This window comes from Streptomyces sp. F63, assembly GCF_018070345.1.
Lineage (GTDB): Bacteria > Actinomycetota > Actinomycetes > Streptomycetales > Streptomycetaceae > Streptomyces.
This window is the reverse complement of sequence record NZ_JAGPXX010000008.1, coordinates 180,947-201,940: the sequence shown is the minus strand read 5'-3', so window position 1 is coordinate 201,940 and position 20,994 is coordinate 180,947. Positions and strand designations below refer to the sequence as shown.

Genomic DNA, 20,994 nt, shown 5'->3' with positions numbered 1-20,994 from the left:
CCCATGTCGGTCACCTCCCCGCCGGGCGCCGCGGCGCCCGGCACCACCGAAGGCACGGCGCCGCTCCGGAAGGCGGACGGCGCCGTGCCCGCCGGGCGCCGGCGCGCCACCCGGCGCAGGCGGCTCACCGCCCTGCTCTTCCTGCTGCCGGCCCTGCTCCTGCTCGGCGCGCTCGTCGCCTACCCGATCCTCTTCACCGTCGGCCGCAGCCTCTTCGACGCCTCCGGCACCCGCTTCGTCGGCGCGGACAACTACGCGGAGATGTTCCGCGACCCGGCCACCCTCACGGCCATCCGCAACAGCACGGTCTGGGTGGTCGTCGCCCCGGCGCTGCTGACCGGCCTCGGCCTCGTCCTCGCCGTGCTGACCGAGAAGATCCGCTGGGCCACCGCCTTCAAACTGCTGATGTTCATGCCCATGGCGATCTCCTTCCTCGCCGCGGGCATCATCTTCCGCGTCGTCTACGAACAGGACCCGCAGCGCGGCGTGCTCAACGCCGTCGCGGTCGGCGTGCACGACATGTTCGACGAGAGCACCGGATACCCCACCGCCCGGGCCCGGGACGGCGAGGTCCTCACGAAGCGGCCCGGCGGCTCGTACCGCTCTGCGGAGACGGTGTCACCCGGCAGCGTGCTGAACCTGCCCCTCGTCGGCGTCCCGCCCAAGGACCTGCCGAAGGACGCCGGGCCGGCCGGAAAGGCCGCCGCGGCCCCGGCGGCCGGGGACGAACTCCGCGGCGTCGTGTGGATCGACTTCACCCCCGGCGGGGGCGGCGAGCCCGGCCGGGTGGACCCGGCCGAACGCGGCCTCCCGGGGATGACCGTCGAGGCGGTCCGGGACGGCACGGTGGCGGGAACGGCCACCACGGCCGCCGACGGCTCCTACCGCTTCACCGGACTCGCCGCCGGCGACTACCGGCTCCGGCTGCCCGCGAAGAACTTCGCCGAACCGTACGGCGGCGTCGCCTGGCTCGGGCCCGCGCTCATCACCCCGGCCATCATCGGCGCCTACCTGTGGATCTGGACCGGATTCGCGATGGTGCTGATCGCCGCCGGGCTCTCCGCGATGCCCCGGGACGTCCTGGAGGCCGCCCGGATGGACGGCGCGGGGGAGTGGCAGATCTTCCGCCGGATCACCGTGCCCCTGCTCGCCCCCGTCCTGGCGGTGGTCTTCGTCACGCTGGTGATCAACGTGATGAAGGTCTTCGACCTCGTCTACGTGATCGCGCCGGGCCCCGTCCAGCAGGAGGCGAGCGTGCTCGCCATGCAGATGTGGCTGGTGTCCTTCGGCGGCGGCAACGACCAGGGCCTCGGCAGCGCACTGGGCGTCCTGCTGCTGCTCACCGTCACCCCGGCCATGATCTTCAACATCCGACGCTTCCGCAGGAGCCAGCCATGACCGCCCAGGGAACCGTCACCCCCGGCCCCGGGACCGTCCCCCCGCCGGGCTCCCCGCCCGGCCCGGGATCCGGCACCCCCCGCGCCGCCGGCCCGGCGGCCGGAACGGCCGGCCCGCCGCGGCCCGGCCTCGCCTCCCGGCTGGCCGGGCGGACCCGCGGCGGACTGGTGCAGCTCCTCCTGGCCGTCATCGGGCTGGTGTGGCTCACCCCCGTCGCGGGGCTGCTCGTCGCCTCCCTCCGCCCCGAGGAGGACAACACCTCCAGCGGCTGGTGGACCGCCTTCGCCGATCCCGGCCGGCTCTCCCTCGACGGCTACACGGCCCTGCTGCGGGACTCGGGCATCGTCGACGCCTTCTGGAACACGGTGCTGATCTCCGTCCCCGCGACCGCCACGGTGATCGTGGTGGCCGCGCTCGCCGGATACGCCTTCGCCTGGCTGGAGTTCCCCGGCCGGGACTGGATCTTCCTGGTGGTCGTGGCCATGCTGGTCGTCCCCGTCCAGGTGGGCCTGCTGCCGGTGGCCAAGATGTTCGGAGCGCTCGGGCTCTTCGGCACCATCCCCGGCGTCATCCTCTTCCACGTCGCCTACGGACTCCCGTTCGCGGTCTTCCTGCTGCGCAACTACTTCGCGGAGATCCCCCGCGAGATGCTGGAGGCCGCCCGGATGGACGGCGGCGGCGAATGGCGGATCTTCACCCGGCTCGTGCTGCCCCTGGGACGGCCGGCGATCGCCTCCCTGGGCATCTTCCAGTTCCTGTGGGTGTGGAACGACATGCTGGTGGCGCTGATCTTCGCCGACAGCGGGTCGCAGCCGCTGACGGTGGCCCTGCAGTCGCAGATGCGGCAGTTCGGCAGCAACATCGGGGTGCTGGCGCCCGGCGCGTTCCTCTCCCTGATCGTCCCGGTGGCCATCTTCTTCGCCTTCCAGCGGCACTTCGTCCAGGGGGTCATGGCCGGTTCGGTCAAGTGACGGCCCCCGTACGGGCCCGCCGCCCTCCCCCGGCCGGGCCCCGTACGGGCGCCCGGCGCCGGGCGCCGGGAGACACGGCGCCGTCCCGCCGATGAGCACTCGGGGGTTCATCGCCGGGGCGGCGCCGGCCCGCGGCAGCCGGCCCCGCGGCGGCAGCCGGACCGCGGGCGTCCGTGCGGGCGTGGTGACGGCGTGCCGACGGAGAGAGCTCAGTTGTTCCCGCTGCCCCGGTTCTCCGTCGCCAGGCGGCCCGCGGCGAGGCCGTCGCTCAGGCCCCGGGCCAGCTCCGTGCCCAGGCCGCGGGCCTCGCGCAGCAGGTCCTCGAAGGAGGCGAGGCGGCGGAAGACCTCGCCGTAGCGGCGCTGTTCCGCCAGCGGGAGGCGCGGGATCTGAAGGCGGCGCACGTCGATGCGCGAGGTGGCGGAGGCGTGGGTGCCCGCCTGCCGGGCGTTGGCCGGGGCGCGCAGGCAGCCCGCGAGGAACCACGGGTCGAGGACGGAGGGGTCGGCCCGCAGGGCGTGGATCTGCGGGCCGAGGACCGTGGGCCCGCCGGTGTCCACCCAGGCGTTGAAGACCCGTGACGATCCGATGACGACGACATCGGTCGGCTCCGTCACCGTGAGGCTGCCCGTCTCGCGCCCCTTGGCCGCGTCCGCGTGGGAGACCCGGCCGGCCGGCGCGCCGCCGAGCAGGAGGTTCTGCACGGTCAGGTACGGAACGGCGCCGTCGACGGCCGCGGACGCGGCGTCCCGGACCACCCCGTCCGCCGGTGACTGCCCGGCGTGGACGGTCAGCGCCCCGGCGCGGGCCAGCTCGCCGACCGTGGCCGGCCCCTGGCTTGCCGGGTTCTCGCCCGCCTCCCGGGAGAGGGAGAGCGGCGAGAGCCCGGCCGCCGCGGCGCGCAGCTCGTCCAGCACGCCGTCGAAGCGCGACCAGCTCTCGCCGAGTCCCGGACCCGCGACCGGGGCGGCGACCGGCACCTGCCGGGCCGGGGTCAGATCGACCTGCTCGTCGAGGAGTTCGATGACCGGGACGGCCTTGGTGCCGGGCAGGCCGGCCGGACCGGCGGCGGCGCCGCGCTCCGCGTCCGGGGCGCAGTGGGCGCGTACGGCGGTGAGCACGGTGGCGCTCAGCACCGCCCAGTCGAGGGTTGCCTTGCCCGCGGGCCCCGGGGTCGTGCCGGCGGTGCCGGAGCCCGCGGGCGCCGGAGCACCGGCCGTCCGGCCGGGCTGGTTCTGCGCGGCGTCGACGAAGAGCAGATCGGTCCCGGCCGCCGCGGGGGCCGCCGGGGAGCGGAGCACCCACAGATGCAGCGCCACGCCGTGCGGCGGCGCCGCGCCGGGCGGCAGGGCGACCACGGCCCGCAGCGCCCCGGCGCGCAGCAGCGCCGCGCGGATGCGGCGGCCCGCACGACGGGAGGCGACGGCCGGCGGCAGCAACAGCACGGCCGTGCCGCCCGGCCGCAGGCAGGCCAGCGCGTGCTGCACCCAGGCGAGTTCGGGCTCCGTCCGGGGCGGATGGCCGTAGACCCAGCGGGGGTCGGTGGCGAGCTCGGCGTGCCCCCAGTCGCGTTCGTTGAACGGCGGGTTGCACAGCACGACGTCCGCCTCCCCGCGGAACGCGGGGCCGTCCTCGCGCAGCGAGTCCGCGAGCCGCAGCTCGGTGGTGCGCGGGCGCCCCGGGGCGGCGGCCCCCTTCCTGCCGCGCCGGGCTCCGCCCGCCCGGCCCGCCTCCGGCTCCGGTACGGGGGTGAGGGCCAGCCGGGCGGCGGCCAGATCGACGAGGACGGGGTCGTGGTCCTGCCCGGACAGCCGGAGTTCACCGCTCGCCCCCCACCGGTGGACGGCGGCGGTCAGCAGTCCGCCGACGCCGCACGCGGGGTCCAGCACGGTCCACGGCCCGCCGCCGCTGCGCTCGCCCCCCGGTCCGCCGCCGACCAGCTCGGCGAGCTCCGCCATCAGCGCGGCCAGCGGCTCGGGGGTGGTGGTGATCTGCCGTACGTGGGTGCCGAGCCAGCGGCCGAGCAGGAACCCGAACGTCTCCGCCACGCCGTCCTGTTCCGCCAGTCGCACGGCCTGTTCCACGGCCTGCTCCTGCGCGCCGGACAGTTCGACGTCGACGGGCAGGTGCACGGGCCCGGAGGCGGCGGGTCCGGCGGGCCCGCCCGCGCCGCCTGCCCGGGCGCCGACGGCGGCGATCGCCAGGCCCATCAGCTCCCGGTCGCCCAGGGCCTCGAAGCGCGGCCAGAGCCGCTCGCGGGCGCCCCCGTCCCCGCCGAGCTTGCCCTGGGCACGCAGCCACTCCTCGACCTGGGAGAGCGAGAACTGGGGGCTGGTGTCCGTGCCGCCCACCGGGCGGGGGAAACTGCTGTGCCGGCGGCGCCAGTTGCTCACCGCGGCGCGGCCGACGCCCGCGATTCTTGCGATCTCCGCCAAGGTCACCGAGACGTGGGGTTCCGGGGTGTCGGGCATGGCCTCTCCGGCGGGGTGGGGATCGGCGGCCCCGGGCGCGGGGCCGGAGTGGGGCATGGCGGGCTGCCACCTGCCGCTCACCGTATACCGAAAGCATAACGCTGTGCTAGCGGGATCCTTGACTCAGTTCACGTTTGCCCGCTTTATCCTTGGCCAATGGTCTCTGCCGGTAACGGACCGGCCGGCGGACCGGCCGTGACCGGGACCGGGAGGACCGCGCGCGGGCAGCGATCCGCCGCCGTGGAATGGTACGGAAGACGCGCCTCGTGCGCTCATCCGGCTCCTCCGGCCCACGCCGCTGCTCCGGCCCACGCCGCTCGCCCGGATCGGCCCGTTCACCCGGTCCACCCGGTGTCCACCCGGCTCTCCGGCCGCTCCGCCCCCGCGCTCCCGCCCGTTCCCGGGGACGGAGCCGGGGACGGAGGCGGTCCGGGCCCCGGCCTGGCGGGCGTCCGGGAGCGCCGGAGCGTACGAAGAGGGGCCCGGGCCGGCCGTGTCGGCCGTACCGGGCCCCTCGGGGCTGCTCGTCCGAAGCGGGCGGTCACCGCCGGGCGGTCACCGGGCTCCCGCGCTCGGCTCACGCGTGACCGCGGTCAGTTGACCGGCGGGTAGGCGTTCTCGATGAGCTCCTCGAACTGGGCCTGGAACCAGTGTCCGGAGACCGGGGCGCCGCCCTTGGCGCCGGACGGGTTGTTCTGGTTGCGCGGGTTCCCCCCGTAGGTGGGGTCGCACATCCGGTCGAAGCCCTTGCCCTCGTCGTTCGGGATCTCCTCGCTGGAGCCGTCCGACTCGCCCGGAGGCTTGATCCACGCGTAGGCGTCGATGCCGGGAGCGGGCGCGGCGGTGGGCCGCTCGCCGAGGCCGGCGCCGTCCTGGTTGCACCAGTTGCCGAGGTGGATGCGGCGGTCGATGCGGCTGGAGTCGACGTACTCGTCGGCGGTGCCGTTCTTGTCACCCGGGCCGGTGGGCCGGTCGGAGCCGCCCCAGCCGTTGCGGGAGGTGTCGATGATGACACCGACATCGCTGTTGAAGCCCGCGGAGACGGCTTCCTCGCGGAACGCCTGCGAGAAGGACAGCTCGTCGACGTAGCGGTTCCAGTCGACCCACTTGGAGCCCTCGCGGATCGGCCTGCCGCCGACGGTGTCGTCGATCGAGAAGTACGGCTCCTCGGTGGCGCCGTAGTTCGCCGTGTTGGCGGCGAAGCCCGCGACGTCGTCGACGGTGGCGCCCTCGGTGGTCGCCGCCTCGTGCAGCAGTTCGGCGGTGGGCCCAAAGTTGTCGTCCCAGCCGATCCAGCCGTGGTGGCCGATGTCGATGTAGTTGTAGACGTTCTCGATGTCGCCCAGGGTGGCGAGCGCGTAGCCGACACCCTTGACGTAGTTGCCGTTCTGCTTCATCACGTCGCACTCGGGGGTGGCCGTCTCGCGGCTGCCGACGTTGGTGATGAGGTTGGGCAGCGAGTCGATCTCGACGACGTTGATGATCCGGATGCCGGCGTACTTCGGGTCCGACAGGATCTCCGCGATCGGGTCGATGAACTCGTTCTTGTACTTGTCGATCTCCTCCGGCCCGAGCTGGCCGTTGGAGGCGAGCGCGGCGCAGTCCCGGCCGGGGAGGTTGTACGTGACCATCTGCAGGGCGTTGGCGCCCTGCTCCAGGGCCGCGTCGAGGTGGTCCCGCAGGCCCATGGTGTTCTCACCCGCGGAGCCCGAGTCGATCGCCTCGATGCGGTCCAGCCATACGGCGGTCGGCTCGTCGGCGATGGCCTGGCCGCCGCTCGCCGCCGCCTGCCGGGACCAGTCTTCGTTCACGTACAGCTGGGCGCCCTCGTAGGGGTTGTCCACGCGCGCCGCGGCCGCCGAGGAGGACGCCTCGTCACCGTTCGCCGTGTTCCCCGCGGCGATCATGAAACCGGAGGCGAGCGCCATGGCGCTCACTGCCGTAACGGCGCGACGGAAGCGCGTATTTCGCATTCCGCCTGGGGAATCGGTTGTCATCTGAGCTCCTATTCGGTGTCATCTCGCGGCGCCGTTGGCCGACGCGAGACGGTGGGGGACTGGGAAGCGCCGTGGCTCAATGGGAGCGCTCCCACACGAAGGACGCTACCAGTGGCGGGACAAACTGAGAAGGTCTTTGACACATGGAATTTCCATGACCGCCGCATGGGCGAAACAACGCCCCGGCATTATGACGGGCGTGGGGTGCGCACCGCTCGGTCCCTCTGTGCCGGCGGGCATTCCGGCACTGCGCACGGCGTCGTGTGGAGGAGCCCGGAGGCCGGCGGCGGAGACGGCCGGCGGTGGGCGTCGAGGGAGTCCCCGGGCGGGCCGGCCGGCATGGCGCCCGGCCCGCCCGGGGAGCCCGGGAGTGGCCTCCCGCGGCCGCCTTCCGTGCCGCGGGCGTGCTGTCCGGGCTGGTCACAGCCGCCCGGGGCGGCGGATCACCGCTCCCGGCGGGGCGGTGCGGAAGGCGTCGGCCGCGGTCCGGACGGCCCCTTCCGATCGCGCCGCGCGCGGGGGCCCGGCGGTCCCTGAAGGCGGCCGGCGGGACGGTGCCGCGCAGCGGCGGAACGGGGTCGGGGCCGGGGAGGGTACTGGTTCCGGGACTCCGGACGACGGGCCCGGCCCCGGTACTTCTACGGGGAGCCGGATTCCCCGAACGGCTTTTCCATCCGCTTTTCCATCCGCTTTTCCGGTGACACCGTTGGCGGTGCCACCGGAGAACAGCGGACCAGCCAGGGTATTCATGCGGCGGAAATGCGGGTCGTGTGGTCCTCCGGGCGGTCCCGCGAATTCACACCGCGAGTGCGTTCCTTTCGCCGCTCTCCCGCTCGGCGTCGCCCGAGGAGCGGAAAAGGGAGTCCACGGCCAGCCTGCCGGGGCCCAGTACGGCGATCAGCAGAAAGGCCCAGCAGAACATCGCGGCGGCTTCGCCGCCGTTCTGCAGCGGGAACAGCGCCTCGCCCTGGTGGCTGACGAAGTAGGCGTACGCCATGGACCCCGAGCACACGGTGGCGGCGCTGCGCGCCCACGCGCCCAGCATGACCAGACCGCCGCCGACGAGCTGGATCGCCGCGGCCCACCAGCTCGGCCAGGCCCCGACCTCGGGCACCACACCGCTGTGCGGGCCGCCGAGGACGTCGAAGAGGGTCGCGGCGCCGTGGCAGGCGAAGAGGAAGCCGACGACGATGCGGAACAGGCCCAGGACGTGGCCGCTGCTGCGGTTCAACACACCGGCCAGTCCCCGGTCGGCCGTCGCCACGGGTGAGATGCGGACTCGGGATTCGCTCATCGTGCACCGTCCTCGGAAACAGTCCTGGAAGAAGAAGTGGCGGCGGGTGCCGCGTTGGCCATGTCGTAGGCGAGCTGCGGTACGAACTGCCCGGCCGCGGCGGCACAGCCGTCCGCCTCGCCGGGGAGCTTGACCCACAGATAGGCGTCGATCCGGTCCTGGCCGGTGTCGGCGGTCGTGGGGGTTCCGATGGCCCGGCCGGGCGGGTCGCACCACTCGCCCCGGGCGTCGGGGCCGTTGCCGTTACGGCTGGTGTCGATCACGGCGGTCAGGCCGTTCGAGCCGATGGCGTTGAGAACGGCCTGGCTGTAGGCCACCTCGTCGGCCGTGTGGTTGTAGTTGGACACATTGCTGGAGATGCCGTCGGCGCTGTTCGCGATGTCCGCGGAGGCCAGCCGGGAGGCCATCTCCTGCGGGGAGTGCCAGCGGGAGTGCCCGGCGTCGAAGTACACCTTGGCCTCGGCGGAGCCGGCCTTGAGGACCTTGCCCGCGTAGGCCATCGACTCCTGGGTGGCCCGCTGTTCGGAGGCGTCCTGGCAGTTGGACATCAGGGCCAGGACATCGGGTTCGACGACGATCGCGGCCGGGCGCCCCTTCAGGCCGGCGGCGATCTCGTCGACCCACTGCCGGTACGCGGAGTGGTTCGCGGCGCCACCGCTGCTGGCCCCGCCGCAGTCGCGGTTGGGCATGTTGTAGACGACCATGATCGGGATCTGCCCGGCGCTCTGGGCGTCGCCGACGAAGGCGTCGACCTCGGCGCGCACCTTGTCGGTATTGGTCCGGGTGAACCAGCGGCCCTGCGCCACGGAGGCGATCCGCTCCCGGATCACCGCGGCCCGTGAGTCACCGGGGTTGGCGGCGACCCACGTGGCGGACTGGGTCTCGGGATCCACGTAGTACGTGCTGTCGGCCGCCGGGCCGGCCGCGGCGGCGCCGGCCGGGGCGGGTATCAGGAAGGCGGCGACGGCCAGGACGGCCGCGCCGGTCGTCGCGCAGGAGGGTTTCTTCATGGGTGAAGCTCCATGGGGGGTGGGGTGACGAGGGTCCCGGCCCGGGGCGAGACAGCGTGGAAGCGCTTCCAGGAGAGGTTCCGGAGTGCTTCCGGGGTGTCAGGGGCGGAACGTGAGCCGGAGGAGCGGGGGTGCGTGGAGCCCTCCCGGAGGGTGCGGGGGCCGGAGGGCAGCGGGCCGGTGGGGCCGGTGTGCCTCCGGTGGGCGGGGGGTGGCGCCGGGCGCCGGACACGGGCCGGGTGCGAGGGAGGCGCGCCGCGCGAACGCGGGGCCGGCCCATGGAGGGGGCGGTGGCCGGGACGCTGCCGACGGTGCCCGGCGGTGCCCGGCGGTGCCGGCGGTGCCGGCGGTCCCGGACCGGGGGTGCGTCACGGACAGGTGGGGACACGGCGGTCCCGGCCGGCGGGGCCGAGACCGCGGGGTGGGCGGCGCGGGCGGCGCGGCACCCGCCGGGACGGTGACCGGCGTCCGGCCGCGAAGGGCCGGGGTGCGCGCCGCCCGGCCGCCCGGGCCGGCACGGGCCGGGCGGGGGGCGGCCGTGCCGGAGCTCGGGTCGGACGGTCCCCGCCGCACGGGGGCTTCCCGGTGCGGCCGGGCCGGCCGGGGCAGCAGACCCCCGCACCCGCACCCGCGCCGCCCCGCCCCGGCCGGTGCGCCGGCGCTCCGGACCGGCGCGGCTGCCGTCAGCGCCACGGAGGACGGGGCCGCCGTCTCGGCGGTCCGTCCCCCGTCCGCTGTCGGGTGGGGGGTCATCTGCAAGCCTCCGTGCTCGCGGTGCGGGCGGTACGGGTGGGGGGTGCTGCTTGCGGGCGGTGCGGGGCGGGTGGGGGCGGGGTGCTGCTGCGGATGTGCGGTGCCGGGGTGGCGGGGCGGTGCTCGTGGTGCGGGGAGGTGCGGTGGTACGGGGAGGTGCGGTGGTACGGGCGGCCGGTGTGCGGAGGGCCGGACTCCGGGCCGGGTAACCGCTCCCCGTCCGCTCCGTCCGCCGTGCCGGGTGCGGTCACCCGGACTCGCGTCGGCGGCGGAGCGCCCGCCTGCCGGCGGGCCGGCTGCGTTGCCCATCGGACCTGGGAGCGCTCTTAGAGTGAGTGCGGGTGAGGGCGCTGTCAATAGGAGCGGCGCGGGCCACTTCTCAACGCGCAGGTCAGAGACGGTGGTTGGGGGCCGGGCGGCGCGGGCCGCGAGATTTCCGTCGCAGTGTCAACAAAAGCGCTGGTGAACGGCCTGGTGTGGAACACGCTCGGTCACTTTGTCCAACTGGACTGGCGAGTAAGGGTTTTCACCGACCGGTGCGACCGCTACAGTCCCGGCACTGGAAGCGGTTTCAGTGCACCGTGCCGAGAGCTGACCACCCCCACCCCCCGTCCGGCTCCCGGGAAGCCGTTGTCGACGGCACAGTGCGAGCGACCGCGGATCCGAGCCGCGCACCCCCCACCCCCGGCCCCACCCGCGCCGTCCCGACCCCACGGCGCCGGGGCCGCTCCGCCCCCACGATCGCCGGCCCCGTGAGTGGCCGCACCGCACCGCACAGCCCACTCACGGGGCCGGATCCACGGGTGACGGCACGCCCCGGACGGGCGTGCCCCTGCCCGCCCCGCAGCATCCCTCCATGCCCCCACATATGGCCCCACACCATGTGACAGAGAGGAACCAGCAGGCCATGAGATCACACCTACGGCGCAGGTTACGGCCCGGCCCGGTCACGGGAGGACTCGCCCTCGCCGCTCTCGTCGCGGGGGTGGTGCCGGGGACGACCTTTGCCTCCGAGGCCGCCGGATCCGCCGAGGCCAAGGCCATCGGCGTCGCGCTCACCTCCTCCGAGACGGGCGCGGACAACTACGCGCTGGCCCCGGAGGGCGTGCCGCTGAAGGCGAAGACCACCGGGGACGTCGCCAAGGTCGAGTTCTACGCGGACAGCAAGCTGCTGGCCACCGACACCGAGGCCCCCTTCGAGGGGGAGTGGAAGAACGCCCCCGAGGGCCAGTACTCCATCACCGCCAAGGCGTACGGCAAGGACGGCAAGCCGGCCGGCTCGCACCCGTCCCTGGTCAACGTCCTGGAGAAGCCGGCCGTGATCGCCTCCCCCGTGGCCCGGCAGGTGAAGCAGGGCGGGGAGACCACCGTCGGCCTCAAGCTGTCCGCCAAGCCGTCCTCGGACGTGCGGGTGACGCTGGAACGGGCCTCCGGTACCAAGGACATCAGCGCGGCGAAGTCGGAGCTGACGTTCACGCCGGAGAACTGGGACCGCGTCCAGCAGGTGCCCGTCAACTCCGCGGACACCACCGGTGACCTCGGCAAGGCCGTCTTCAAGGCGACCGCGGCGGGCCACGAGGCCGGCTCCGTGCCGGTCCAGGAGATCGCGCCGCAGGCCTCGGAGTACCAGCAGGACTTCCTCGACCTGTACAACAAGATCAACGACCCGTCGAGCGGCTACTACCGCACCTTCAACGGCCTGAAGGTGCCGTACCACGCCATCGAGACGCTGATCGTCGAGGCGCCGGACCACGGCCACGAGACGACCTCCGAGGCGTTCAGCTACTACCTGTGGCTGGAGTCCGAGTACGGCCGGATCACCGAGGACTGGGGACCGTTCAACGACGCCTGGGCGTCGCTGGAGGAGTTCGCCGTCCCGGGCACCGAGGACCAGCCGACCAACGCCGCGTACGACGCGAGCAAGCCGGCCACCTACGCGCCCGAGCACCCGAGCCCGACCAGCTACCCGGCGAAGCTCGACTCCGGCGTCTCCGTCGGCCGGGACCCGATCGCCGCCGAGCTCAAGTCGGCCTACGGCACCGACGAGATCTACGGCATGCACTGGCTGCTGGACGTGGACAACACGTACGGCTTCGGCTTCTGCGGCGACGGCGAGACGGCGCCCGCGTTCATCAACACCTTCCAGCGCGGCTCGCAGGAGTCCGTCTGGGAGACGGTGACGCAGCCCTCCTGCGACACCTTCGCGCACGGCGGGGAGAACGGCTTCCTCGACCTCTTCACCGACGACGCGTCGTACTCCAAGCAGTGGAAGTACACCAACGCCCCGGACGCCGACGCGCGTGCGGTGCAGGTGGCCTACCAGGCCAAGAAGTACGCCGAGGAGCAGGGCAAGGCCGGCGAGGTCTCCGACGTGGTGGCCAAGGCCGTCAAGATGGGCGACTACCTGCGCTACGCCATGTTCGACAAGTACTTCAAGAAGATCGGCAACTGCACCAGCCCCTCCTGCCCCGCGGGCAGCGGCAAGGACAGCGCCCACTACCTGATGTCCTGGTACTACGCCTGGGGCGGCGCCAACTCGGACGCCCAGTACCCGTGGGCCTGGCGCATCGGTGACGGCGCGGCCCACCAGGGCTACCAGAACCCGATGGCCGCCTACGCCCTGGCCGAGGACCCGGACATGAGGCCGAAGTCCTCCTCCGGCCAGGCCGACTGGGCCAAGAGCCTCGACCGGCAGCTGGAGTTCCTGCAGTGGCTGCAGTCCGCCGAGGGCGGCATCGCGGGCGGTGCCACCAACAGCTGGGACGGCCAGTACGCCAGCCCGCCGTCGAACTCCTCCACCTTCTACGGCATGTACTACGACTGGCAGCCCGTCTGGCACGACCCGCCGTCCAACCGCTGGTTCGGCTTCCAGGTCTGGGGCCTGCAGCGCACGGCCGAGCTGTACGCCGAGACCGGTGACGAGCGCGCCGGGAAGATCATGGACAAGTGGGTCGACTGGGCCCTGGAGAACTCCACCATCGACGGCACGGGCAACTATCAGATCCCGTCCGACCTGGAGTGGAGCGGGCAGCCCGACACCTGGAACGCCTCCAACCCGGGCAGCAACAGCGGCCTGCACGTCGAGGTCCTGAACCACACCAACGACGTCGGTGTGGCCGCCTCCTTCGCCAAGACCCTGCTGTACTACGCCGCCGGCTCCGGCGACGCGGAGGCCAGGGAGGCCGGCGAGGCCCTGCTCGACGGGATGCTCGCGCACAAGGACGACCTGGGCATCACCGTTCCCGAGGTCCGCAAGGACTACAACCGGTTCGAGGTCACCTCCGGCGAGGACAAGCTCTACGTCCCCAGCGGCTGGACGGGCACCATGCCCAACGGTGACGCGATCAACTCGGACTCCACCTTCCTGTCGATCCGCTCCTTCTACGAGAGCGACCCCGACTTCCCGAAGGTGCAGCAGTACCTGAACGGCGGCTCCGCGCCGGAGTTCACGTACCACCGCTACTGGGCCCAGACGGAGATCGCCACGGCGTTCGCCGCGCACGACGCCCTGTTCGGATGATCCGGACGCGGGGGGGCGGGGGGGGGGGCGCGCGACGGGGGAGCCGCAACCGGCTCAGGGCAGCGTCAGAACCTCCGCCCCGGACTCCGTCACCACGAGCGTGTGCTCGAACTGGGCCGTGCGCTTCCGGTCCTTGGTGACCACGGTCCAGCCGTCCTCCCACATGTCGTACTCGTGGGTGCCGAGCGTCAGCATCGGCTCGATGGTGAAGGTCATCCCGGGCCGCATCACCGTGGTCGCGTGCGGGCTGTCGTAGTGCGGGACGATCAGGCCGGAGTGGAAGGAACTGTTGATGCCGTGCCCGGTGAAGTCCCGGACCACGCCGTAGCCGAAGCGCTTGGCGTAGGACTCGATGACCCGCCCGACGACGTTGATCTGCCGGCCGGGCCGCACCGCCTTGATCGCGCGGTTCAGGGCCTCCCGGGTTCGCTCCACCAGCAGCCGGGACTCCTCGTCCACGTCGCCGCAGAGGTAGGTGGCGTTGTTGTCGCCGTGCACGCCGCCGATGTAGGCCGTGACGTCGAGATTGACGATGTCCCCGTCGCGCAGCACGGTCGAGTCGGGGATGCCGTGGCAGATGACCTCGTTGACGGAGGCGCAGAGCGACTTGGGGTAGCCCCGGTAGCCGAGCGTCGAGGGGTAGGCGCCGTGGTCGCACATGTACGCGTGCGCCACCCGGTCCAGTTCATCGGTGGTGACACCCGGTGCGATGTGCTGGGCGGCCTCCTCCATCGCACGGGCCGCGATGCGCCCCGCGGTCCGCATGCGCTCGATCGTTTCGGCGTCCTGCACCTCGGACCCGGTGTACGGGGCGGGGGCGTCCTTGCCCACGTACTCGGGGCGCGGAATGGAGGCGGGCACGGAACGGCGGGGGGACAACGTCCCGGGGACAAGGAGCGACTGGCCAGACATGCAGCGAGTGTATCCGCGGCCGCTCGGGCAACATGAGCGGCAGAGCGGCCCGACGGCCGCCGGCGGCGGCCGGGAGCGGCCGCGAGGAGAGGAGCCCTTCGATGGCGCTGTTCAGCAGGAACCGTCCGGCCGGCAAGGCGGGTGAGTGGTACTACTGCCTGAAGCACGGGAAGGTCGAGGAGGGGCCCGAGTGCCCGGCCAAGGACCGCATGGGCCCGTACGCGACCCGGCCCGAGGCCGAGCACGCGATGGAGACGGCGGCGGAGCGCAACACCGAGTGGGAGACCGACCCGCGCTGGCACGACGGCGACGGTGACGGTGACGGTGACGGGACGGCGAACGGCCCGGGCCCCGGGCGGGGCTGAGCGGGCGCCCGACCGGCGGACGGTGCGGGCGGTGCGGACGGCGCCCGGGCGGTCTACCAGCGGGCCGGTGGCGGGGTCAGCAGTTCCCCCGCGAGCCGGGAGAGCCGGTCCCGGAAGCGGCGCCGGCCGCGCGGCCCGGGCAGACCGTTCTCCCCGGCCGCCGCGCTCACCAGATGCTGCACGGTGTCGAGGCCCAGCACCGCGGCCGGCACCGTCCCCGCCGCCGTCCCCGCCCCGGCGCCCGGGGCGGTCAGCGTCTCGTGCGCCAGCGACCGCAGGTCACGGTCACCGCCGTCCACGGCCAGCACGGTCGCCCCGGCGCGGCGGGCGCCGCGCACCCGCTCCAGCAGGTGCTCTCCCGGTGCTTCCGGTGTGACGACCAGCAGGGTCTCGCCCCGCCGCACCGCCTCCAGCCGGGCGGGCCCGACCGCCAGGTGGGCGGGCTCTCCCGGCCGCACCCGGTGCCGCACCAGCGTGGGAGAGAGCTGCGGCAGTCCGGACCAGGCCGCCTCGTCGTCGAGGTGGGCGGCCAGGTGCCAGGGCTCGTACTCCGCGCCGCCCGTCAGCAGCAGTCCGCCGCCGCGCCGGTCGACACAGTGCCGCAGCGCCCCGGCGAACCGCCGGGTGGCGTCCAGCCAGGCGGTCCCGGCGAGCACTTCGCGGAGCAGGGCCACGCGTACGGCGTCCATGGCGCGCATCCTGTACCAGCCGCGGAACCCTCCGCCCGCCGGCCGGGCGGACTTCCCCCGAAAAGGTGGTCCCCGGGGGCCCCGGAGGGGAGAACCGGGGGTGTCGAAGTGCCGGGACGGGTGTGACAGGATCGCTGTCATGAACTCCACCGACGCAGCGCAGAAGGCCCCCGCCAAGGACCCCTGGGAGCTCCCCGACGTCTCGGGCCTGGTGGTCGGCGTCCTCGGCGGCACGGGCGACCAGGGCCGCGGCCTCGCCTACCGGCTGGCCCGGGCGGGGCAGAAGGTGATCATCGGCTCCCGGTCCGCCGAGCGGGCGGAGACCGCCGCCCGTGAGCTCGGTCACGGCGTCGAGGGCGCGGGCAACGCCGAGTGCGCCCGGCGCAGTGACGTCGTGATCGTCGCGGTGCCGTGGGACGGACACGCGGCGACCCTCGCGGAGCTCCGCGGCGAGCTCGCGGGCAAGCTCGTCGTGGACTGCGTCAACCCGCTCGGCTTCGACAAGAAGGGCGCCTACGCGCTCAGGCCCGAGGAGGGCAGCGCGGCCGAGCAGGCGGCCGCCCTGCTCCCGGAGTCCCGGGTCACCGCGGCGTTCCACCACCTCTCGGCCGTCCTTCTGAAGGACCCGGCGATCGAGAAGATCGACACCGATGTGATGGTGCTCGGCGAGGTGCGGGCCGACTGCGAGATCGTGCAGGCCCTGGCGGGACGCATTCCCGGGATGCGCGGCGTCTTCGCGGGCCGGCTGCGCAACGCCCACCAGGTGGAGTCGCTCGTCGCCAACCTGATCTCCGTGAACCGCCGGTACAGGGCCCACGCCGGCCTGCGGGTCACCGACATCTGAGACCGGCGGGGTCCGGCGCGCGGCGGCCGGGCAGGGCCGGGCAGGGCAGGACCGGGCAGGACCGGGCAGGACCGGGCAGGGCCGGGCCGCGAAGGGGGCGGGGGAGAGGGGCCCCGGGAGCCGTGGGGGACAATGGCCGGGTACGTCGCACCCGCCCCTCCGAGGAGCCGACCGCCATGCCCCGCCTCGCCCTCTTCTCGCTCGCCGTCTGCCTGCTCGCCACCGCCGCGGCCGTGGTCTCCTTCGTGGAGGGGAACTGGCTGGGCATCCTCTGGGTCATGATGGCGGGCATCTCCTCCAACATGGCCTGGTTCCAGTTCCGCAGGGCCAGGGCCCAGCGCGCGGCGGCGCAGCACCCCGCCGCCTGACCGCCCGCGGCCGGGGACCGGACTCCCGGGCCGGATGCCCGGCCCGGCCCGGCCGCTTCGCGAGCCGCCGTGAGACCCGCGTGCTCGCCGAAGGTACGGCCGGTACGGCCGGTACGGCCGGACGGCCGGACGGCCGGACGGAAGGACTGCGGGTCGACGCGGAACGCCGGAAGCACGGCCGGAAGCCGCCCATCGGTGTGGTGGGGGTCACCCGGCCGGGGACGCTGCCCGGCGCGGAGGCCGTGCTCCGCGACTCCGTGGCGGCGCCGACCGGCGCCCCCGAGGACGCCTTCGACATCGCGCTCACCCCCCCCGGTGAGGAGGCGACACCGGGCCGGCGAGGCCGCCCACGGGCGCCCGGCCGGTCAGCCCAGGGGTGCGGTCTCCTCGTAGCGGAACCAGCCGCCGTCCGGTTCGCCCTCCCAGAAACGGAACCACTCCAGGCCCAGCGCCGTCTCGAACCCGCTCACGCCGAGCCCGGCCAGCAGGGCGTCCACCGTGCCGAAGAAGACCCGGTTGACCTCCGGCACCCACAGCAGCGCGAAGACCACCAGCAGCCCGAACGGCGCGACCTGGTCCAGCTGCCGCCGGGCTCCCCGCGACAGCCAGGGCTCGATGACGCCGTAGCCGTCCAGGCCCGGTACCGGCAGGAAGTTGAGGACCGCGGCCGTCACCTGGAGCAGCGCCAGGAAGGCGAGGGCGCAGCGGAAGGCGAGCGGTACGCCGTCCAGCGCGTCCAGCCGGAACGGGGCGGTCAGGGCGACCGCGAAGAGCACATTGGTGAGCGGCCCGGCCGCCGAGATCAGGCTGTGCCGCAGCCGCCCCGGGATCCGGCCCCGCTCGATGAACACCGCGCCGCCCGGCAGGCCGATCCCGCCCGCGATCACGAAGAGCACCGGCAGCACGATGCTCAGCAGGGCATGGCTGTACTTCAGCGGGTTGAGCGTGAGGTACCCCTTGGCGCCGACGGAGATGTCGCCGCTGTGCAGGGCCGTCCGGGCATGGGCGTACTCGTGCAGGGAGAGCGAGACCACCCAGCCCGAGAGGACGAACAGGAAGACGAGGAGGCCGGTGCGCACCGGTACCGCGTCCGGGCTCCACAGCGCCCAGCCGGAGACGGCCATGACGGCGGCCAGCGCCAGGAAGACGGGGCTGACCCGGTTGTGGCGGGGAACGGCCGCGGTGCTCATGCGCCGACCGTACTGGAGCGGCCCGGGCCGGGTGGACGGGGGCCGGGAGGGGCGTGGAGCGCGCCTCTCCCGGCCCGTATCGCGTCAGAGAGACGATTACCGTGACTAGACTGGCGGCCGTGCCCCAACTTCGCCTCGCACTGAATCAGATCGACTCGACCGTCGGCGACCTCGCCGCGAACGCCGAGTCGATCCTCAACTGGACCCGGCACTCCGTCGAGCAGGGCGCCCACCTCGTGGCGTTCCCGGAGATGGCGCTGACCGGCTACCCCGTCGAGGACCTGGCGCTGCGCCGCTCGTTCGTCGAGGCCAGCCGCGCCGCCCTCGCCTCGCTCGCGGCCCGGCTGCAGGCCGGCGGCCTGGGCGAGGTGCCCGTCGTCGTCGGCTACCTGGACCGCTCCGAGCAGGCGCAGCCGCGCTATGGGCAGCCCGCCGGCGCCCCGCGGAACGCGGCCGCCGTGCTGTACCGCGGCGGGATCGTGCTGACCTACGCCAAGCACCACCTTCCCAACTACGGCGTCTTCGACGAGTTCCGCTACTTCGTCCCCGGCGAGACCCTGCCCGTCATCCGTGTACACGGCATTGATGTGGCCCTCGCCATCTGCGAGGACCTCTGGCAGGACGGCGGCCGGGTCCCCGCCGCCCGTGCGGTCGGCGCCGGCCTGCTGCTCTCCGTCAACGCCTCCCCGTACGAGCGGGAGAAGGACGACACCCGCCTGGAACTGGTCCGCAAGCGCGCCCAGGAGGCCGGCTGCACCACGGCCTATCTGGCGATGATCGGCGGCCAGGACGACCTGGTGTTCGACGGCGACTCCATCGTCGTGGACGCCCGCGGCGAAGTGATCGTCCGCGCCCCGCAGTTCTCCGAGGGCTGCGTGCTGGTCGACCTCGACCTGCCCGCCGCCGGCGCGATCCCCTCCGGCACCGCCGGGGACGGGCTGCGGGTGGAGCACGCCGTCATCAGCGAGGACCCGCTGCCCCGCTACGAGCCCGAGCTGACCGCCGGCTACGCCGACCGCCTCGGCGACGACGAGGAGGTCTACTCGGCCCTCGTCGTCGGCCTGCGCGCCTACGTCGCCAAGAACGGCTTCCGCAGCGTCATTCTCGGGCTCTCCGGAGGCATCGACTCCGCGCTCGTCGCCGCCATCGCCTGCGACGCACTCGGCGCCGCCAACGTGCACGGCGTCTCCATGCCGTCCCGCTACTCCTCCGAGCACTCCAGGAGCGACGCGGCCGACCTGGCGAAGCGCACGGGACTCACCTTCCGCACCGTCCCGATCGGCCCGATGTTCGACGCCTATATGGAGTCGCTGGGACTCACCGGCCTCGCGGAGGAGAACCTCCAGGCCCGGCTGCGCGGCACCCTGCTGATGGCGCTCTCCAACCAGGAGGGCCACATCGTCCTGGCGCCGGGCAACAAGTCCGAGCTGGCCTGCGGCTACTCCACCCTCTACGGCGACTCCGTCGGCGCCTACGGCCCGATCAAGGACGTCTACAAGACCTCGGTGTTCCGCCTCGCGCGCTGGCGCAACCGGGCCGCCGAGGAGCGCGGCCAGACCCCGCCGATCCCCGAGAACTCCATCAGCAAGCCGCCCAGCGCCGAGCTGCGCCCCGGCCAGGTGGACACCGACTCCCTGCCGGACTACGACGTCCTCGACCGCATCCTGGAGCTGTACGTCGACCGGGACGCCGGCCGCGAGGAGATCGTCGCCGCGGGCTTCGACGCGGAGCTGGTCGCCCGGGTGCTGCGGATGGTGGACGCGGCGGAGTACAAGCGGCGCCAGTACCCGCCGGGCACCAAGATCTCCGCCAAGGGCTTCGGCAAGGACCGGCGGCTGCCGATCACCAACCGCTGGCGGGAGGAGACCGGCTGAGCCGGGCGGGCCCGGCACCGCGACCGCGCCCCGGCCCTGCCCCGCCGCTCCCGCCGCGGGGCCCGTCGAGCCGCTCGGGGGCCGCCGTCCGCGCGTGGGGCGGCGGCCCCGGTCAGAAGTCCACGGACGCCGCGACCGGCAGATGGTCGCTGTCCGTCCGCGGCAGCGACCAGGACGCGACCGGCTCCACCCCGCGCACCATGATCTGGTCGATCCGCGCCATCGGGAACGACGCGGGCCAGCTGAAGCCGAAGCCGTCGCCCGCCGCGCCCTGCGTGGACCGCATCTGCGAGGTGACCGGGGACAGCGCGCGGTCGTTCATCGTGCCGTTCAGATCCCCGAGCAGGACCACCCGCTCCTGCGGCTCGTCCCGGATGGCGATGCCCAGGGCCTCCGCGCTGTCGTCCCGCTGCCCGGCGGTGAACCCGGCGTTCAGCTTCACCCGCACCGAGGGCAGATGCGCCACGTAGACGGCGACCGGCCCGCCCGGCGCGCTGACCGTGCCGCGCATGGCCCGGGTCCAGCCCAGGCCGATGTCGACGCCGCGGACGCTCGACAGCGGGTACTTGCTCCAGAGCCCGACCGTGCCCTTCACCGCGTGATGGGGGTACTCCGCGGCGAGCCCCTCCTCGTACACCGGCACCGCCCCCTGCTTCAGCTCCTGCAGCGCCACCACGTCGGCGCCGGAGCCGGCGATCTCCCGCGCGGTGCCCGCCGGGTCGGGATTGTCGGCGTTGACGTTGTGCGTGACCACCGTCAGCTCGCCGCCGGTGCCCGCCTTGTCGGTGACGAGCGCGCTGAAGAGGTTGAGCCACACGGCCAGCGGCAGCAGCAGCGCGATCAGCGCCGTGGCCGAGCGCCGCAGCAGCCCCAGGGCGAGCAGCACCGGCAGGGCCAGCCCCAGCCAGGGCAGGAAGGTCTCCAGCAGACTGCCCAGGTTGCCGACGCGGTTCGGCACCTCGGCGTGGAAGACCATCACCAGCGCGAGCAGGACGGAGCAGACCGCCAGCAGGATGCCGCGCCGCCAGGCGCCCGGACCGAACCGCGCGGCGGCCGCCAGACGCCGGAACCGGGAACCGGTCCCCTCGGGGTCCGGGCCGCCGACTCCCGACTCCGTCATGTACGCCTGCGCCATGTGCTGCCCTTCGTGCCTCGTTCGCGCCCGTCCCCGCCGTACGCACCCTAGGGGATCGGTATGACCTGCCCGCCGTGCGCGGCGGGCCTCGCTGACGGGGGACGTCCGGGGCGGCACGCGGGGTTCCGGACCGTACCGGTGCCCCCGCAGCTGTGACGGAAACAGGACATCCGGCGCCATCACCCCCGGGCCCACCGCGGGCT

General features: G+C 73.7%; 15 protein-coding genes. 7 read left to right on the top strand and 8 right to left on the bottom strand.

The features are described from left to right. Positions 1 to 3 precede the first annotated feature (3 nt). Together KBZ10_RS11995 and KBZ10_RS11990 are read left to right on the top strand one after the other, a co-directional pair. The gene (locus KBZ10_RS11995; protein ID WP_210987548.1) at positions 4 to 1,398 is read left to right on the top strand and encodes a carbohydrate ABC transporter permease; all 1,395 of its coding nucleotides are present in this window, start codon (positions 4 to 6) and stop codon (positions 1,396 to 1,398) included. Beyond that, the gene (locus KBZ10_RS11990; RefSeq protein ID WP_210987547.1) at positions 1,395 to 2,369 is read left to right on the top strand and encodes a carbohydrate ABC transporter permease; all 975 of its coding nucleotides are present in this window, start codon (positions 1,395 to 1,397) and stop codon (positions 2,367 to 2,369) included. The genes KBZ10_RS11995 and KBZ10_RS11990 overlap by 4 nt, the downstream gene beginning before the upstream one ends. Before the next feature lie 209 nt (positions 2,370 to 2,578). Here KBZ10_RS11990 and KBZ10_RS11985 read toward each other — a convergent pair whose 3' ends face one another. From KBZ10_RS11985 to KBZ10_RS11970, 4 genes are all read right to left on the bottom strand, one after another. Then, positions 2,579 to 4,840: an N-6 DNA methylase gene (locus tag KBZ10_RS11985; RefSeq protein WP_210987546.1), complete on the bottom strand. Its 2,262-nt coding sequence runs from the start codon at positions 4,838 to 4,840 to the stop codon at positions 2,579 to 2,581. A 593-nt stretch (positions 4,841 to 5,433) separates the two neighbouring features. Beyond that, the gene (locus tag KBZ10_RS11980; protein WP_282107817.1) at positions 5,434 to 6,747 is read right to left on the bottom strand and encodes a glycoside hydrolase family 6 protein; all 1,314 of its coding nucleotides are present in this window, start codon (positions 6,745 to 6,747) and stop codon (positions 5,434 to 5,436) included. 886 nt (positions 6,748 to 7,633) lie between these two features. Continuing rightward, entirely contained in the window at positions 7,634 to 8,131 is a 498-nt protein-coding gene (locus KBZ10_RS11975; RefSeq protein ID WP_210987544.1) for a DoxX family protein, read from the bottom strand. After that, complete coding sequence (locus KBZ10_RS11970; RefSeq protein WP_210987543.1) at positions 8,128 to 9,141, bottom strand: glycoside hydrolase family 6 protein; 1,014 nt, start codon at positions 9,139 to 9,141, stop codon at positions 8,128 to 8,130. Before KBZ10_RS11970 ends, KBZ10_RS11975 begins: the two co-directional genes overlap by 4 nt. A gap of 1,660 nt (positions 9,142 to 10,801) precedes the next feature. On the opposite strand from KBZ10_RS11970, the gene KBZ10_RS11965 reads away from it, so the two are divergent. Continuing rightward, complete coding sequence (locus KBZ10_RS11965) at positions 10,802 to 13,414, top strand: glycoside hydrolase family 48 protein (RefSeq protein ID WP_247702213.1); 2,613 nt, start codon at positions 10,802 to 10,804, stop codon at positions 13,412 to 13,414. 54 nt (positions 13,415 to 13,468) lie between these two features. On the opposite strand, the gene map is transcribed toward KBZ10_RS11965, so the two are convergent. Beyond that, positions 13,469 to 14,326, bottom strand: coding sequence for a type I methionyl aminopeptidase (map, locus tag KBZ10_RS11960; protein WP_210987542.1), 858 nt, complete (start codon positions 14,324 to 14,326; stop codon positions 13,469 to 13,471). 101 nt (positions 14,327 to 14,427) lie between these two features. Here map and KBZ10_RS11955 point away from each other — a divergent pair, with 101 nt between their 5' ends. After that, a complete protein-coding gene (locus KBZ10_RS11955; RefSeq protein ID WP_210987541.1) occupies positions 14,428 to 14,691 on the top strand; it encodes a hypothetical protein in 264 nt (87 codons plus the stop codon). A gap of 53 nt (positions 14,692 to 14,744) precedes the next feature. Here KBZ10_RS11955 and KBZ10_RS11950 read toward each other — a convergent pair whose 3' ends face one another. Beyond that, on the bottom strand, positions 14,745 to 15,380 hold the full coding sequence (locus tag KBZ10_RS11950) for a hypothetical protein (protein WP_210987540.1): 636 nt from the start codon (positions 15,378 to 15,380) through the stop codon (positions 14,745 to 14,747). Between the two features lie 139 nt (positions 15,381 to 15,519). Here KBZ10_RS11950 and npdG point away from each other — a divergent pair, with 139 nt between their 5' ends. After that, a complete protein-coding gene (gene npdG / locus KBZ10_RS11945; protein ID WP_210987539.1) occupies positions 15,520 to 16,224 on the top strand; it encodes an NADPH-dependent F420 reductase in 705 nt (234 codons plus the stop codon). Positions 16,225 to 16,400: 176 nt separating this feature from the next. Then, positions 16,401 to 16,592: a hypothetical protein gene (locus KBZ10_RS11940; RefSeq protein ID WP_210987538.1), complete on the top strand. Its 192-nt coding sequence runs from the start codon at positions 16,401 to 16,403 to the stop codon at positions 16,590 to 16,592. Positions 16,593 to 16,957: 365 nt separating this feature from the next. On the opposite strand, the gene KBZ10_RS11935 is transcribed toward KBZ10_RS11940, so the two are convergent. Then, positions 16,958 to 17,782, bottom strand: a complete 825-nt coding sequence (locus KBZ10_RS11935) for a site-2 protease family protein (protein ID WP_210987537.1) — start codon at positions 17,780 to 17,782, stop codon at positions 16,958 to 16,960. Positions 17,783 to 17,901: 119 nt separating this feature from the next. Here KBZ10_RS11935 and KBZ10_RS11930 point away from each other — a divergent pair, with 119 nt between their 5' ends. Further along, complete coding sequence (locus KBZ10_RS11930) at positions 17,902 to 19,656, top strand: NAD+ synthase (RefSeq protein ID WP_210987536.1); 1,755 nt, start codon at positions 17,902 to 17,904, stop codon at positions 19,654 to 19,656. Between the two features lie 112 nt (positions 19,657 to 19,768). Here KBZ10_RS11930 and KBZ10_RS11925 read toward each other — a convergent pair whose 3' ends face one another. Continuing rightward, the gene (locus KBZ10_RS11925; RefSeq protein ID WP_374223338.1) at positions 19,769 to 20,776 is read right to left on the bottom strand and encodes an endonuclease/exonuclease/phosphatase family protein; all 1,008 of its coding nucleotides are present in this window, start codon (positions 20,774 to 20,776) and stop codon (positions 19,769 to 19,771) included. Between the last annotated feature and the right edge of the window lie 218 nt (positions 20,777 to 20,994).

What these genes read in the sequence shown, in the direction of transcription:
- KBZ10_RS11995 (WP_210987548.1), top strand. Translation starts at nt 4, where the DNA reads ATGTCGGTCACCTCCCCGCCGGGCGCCGCGGCGCCCGGCACCACCGAA.
- KBZ10_RS11990 (WP_210987547.1), top strand. Translation starts at nt 1,395, where the DNA reads ATGACCGCCCAGGGAACCGTCACCCCCGGCCCCGGGACCGTCCCCCCG.
- KBZ10_RS11985 (WP_210987546.1), bottom strand. Translation starts at nt 4,840, where the DNA reads ATGCCCGACACCCCGGAACCCCACGTCTCGGTGACCTTGGCGGAGATC.
- KBZ10_RS11980 (WP_282107817.1), bottom strand. Translation starts at nt 6,747, where the DNA reads ATGATCGCCGCGGGGAACACGGCGAACGGTGACGAGGCGTCCTCCTCG.
- KBZ10_RS11975 (WP_210987544.1), bottom strand. Translation starts at nt 8,131, where the DNA reads ATGAGCGAATCCCGAGTCCGCATCTCACCCGTGGCGACGGCCGACCGG.
- KBZ10_RS11970 (WP_210987543.1), bottom strand. Translation starts at nt 9,141, where the DNA reads ATGAAGAAACCCTCCTGCGCGACGACCGGCGCGGCCGTCCTGGCCGTC.
- KBZ10_RS11965 (WP_247702213.1), top strand. Translation starts at nt 10,802, where the DNA reads ATGAGATCACACCTACGGCGCAGGTTACGGCCCGGCCCGGTCACGGGA.
- map (WP_210987542.1), bottom strand. Translation starts at nt 14,326, where the DNA reads ATGTCTGGCCAGTCGCTCCTTGTCCCCGGGACGTTGTCCCCCCGCCGT.
- KBZ10_RS11955 (WP_210987541.1), top strand. Translation starts at nt 14,428, where the DNA reads ATGGCGCTGTTCAGCAGGAACCGTCCGGCCGGCAAGGCGGGTGAGTGG.
- KBZ10_RS11950 (WP_210987540.1), bottom strand. Translation starts at nt 15,380, where the DNA reads ATGGACGCCGTACGCGTGGCCCTGCTCCGCGAAGTGCTCGCCGGGACC.
- npdG (WP_210987539.1), top strand. Translation starts at nt 15,520, where the DNA reads ATGAACTCCACCGACGCAGCGCAGAAGGCCCCCGCCAAGGACCCCTGG.
- KBZ10_RS11940 (WP_210987538.1), top strand. Translation starts at nt 16,401, where the DNA reads ATGCCCCGCCTCGCCCTCTTCTCGCTCGCCGTCTGCCTGCTCGCCACC.
- KBZ10_RS11935 (WP_210987537.1), bottom strand. Translation starts at nt 17,782, where the DNA reads ATGAGCACCGCGGCCGTTCCCCGCCACAACCGGGTCAGCCCCGTCTTC.
- KBZ10_RS11925 (WP_374223338.1), bottom strand. Translation starts at nt 20,776, where the DNA reads ATGACGGAGTCGGGAGTCGGCGGCCCGGACCCCGAGGGGACCGGTTCC.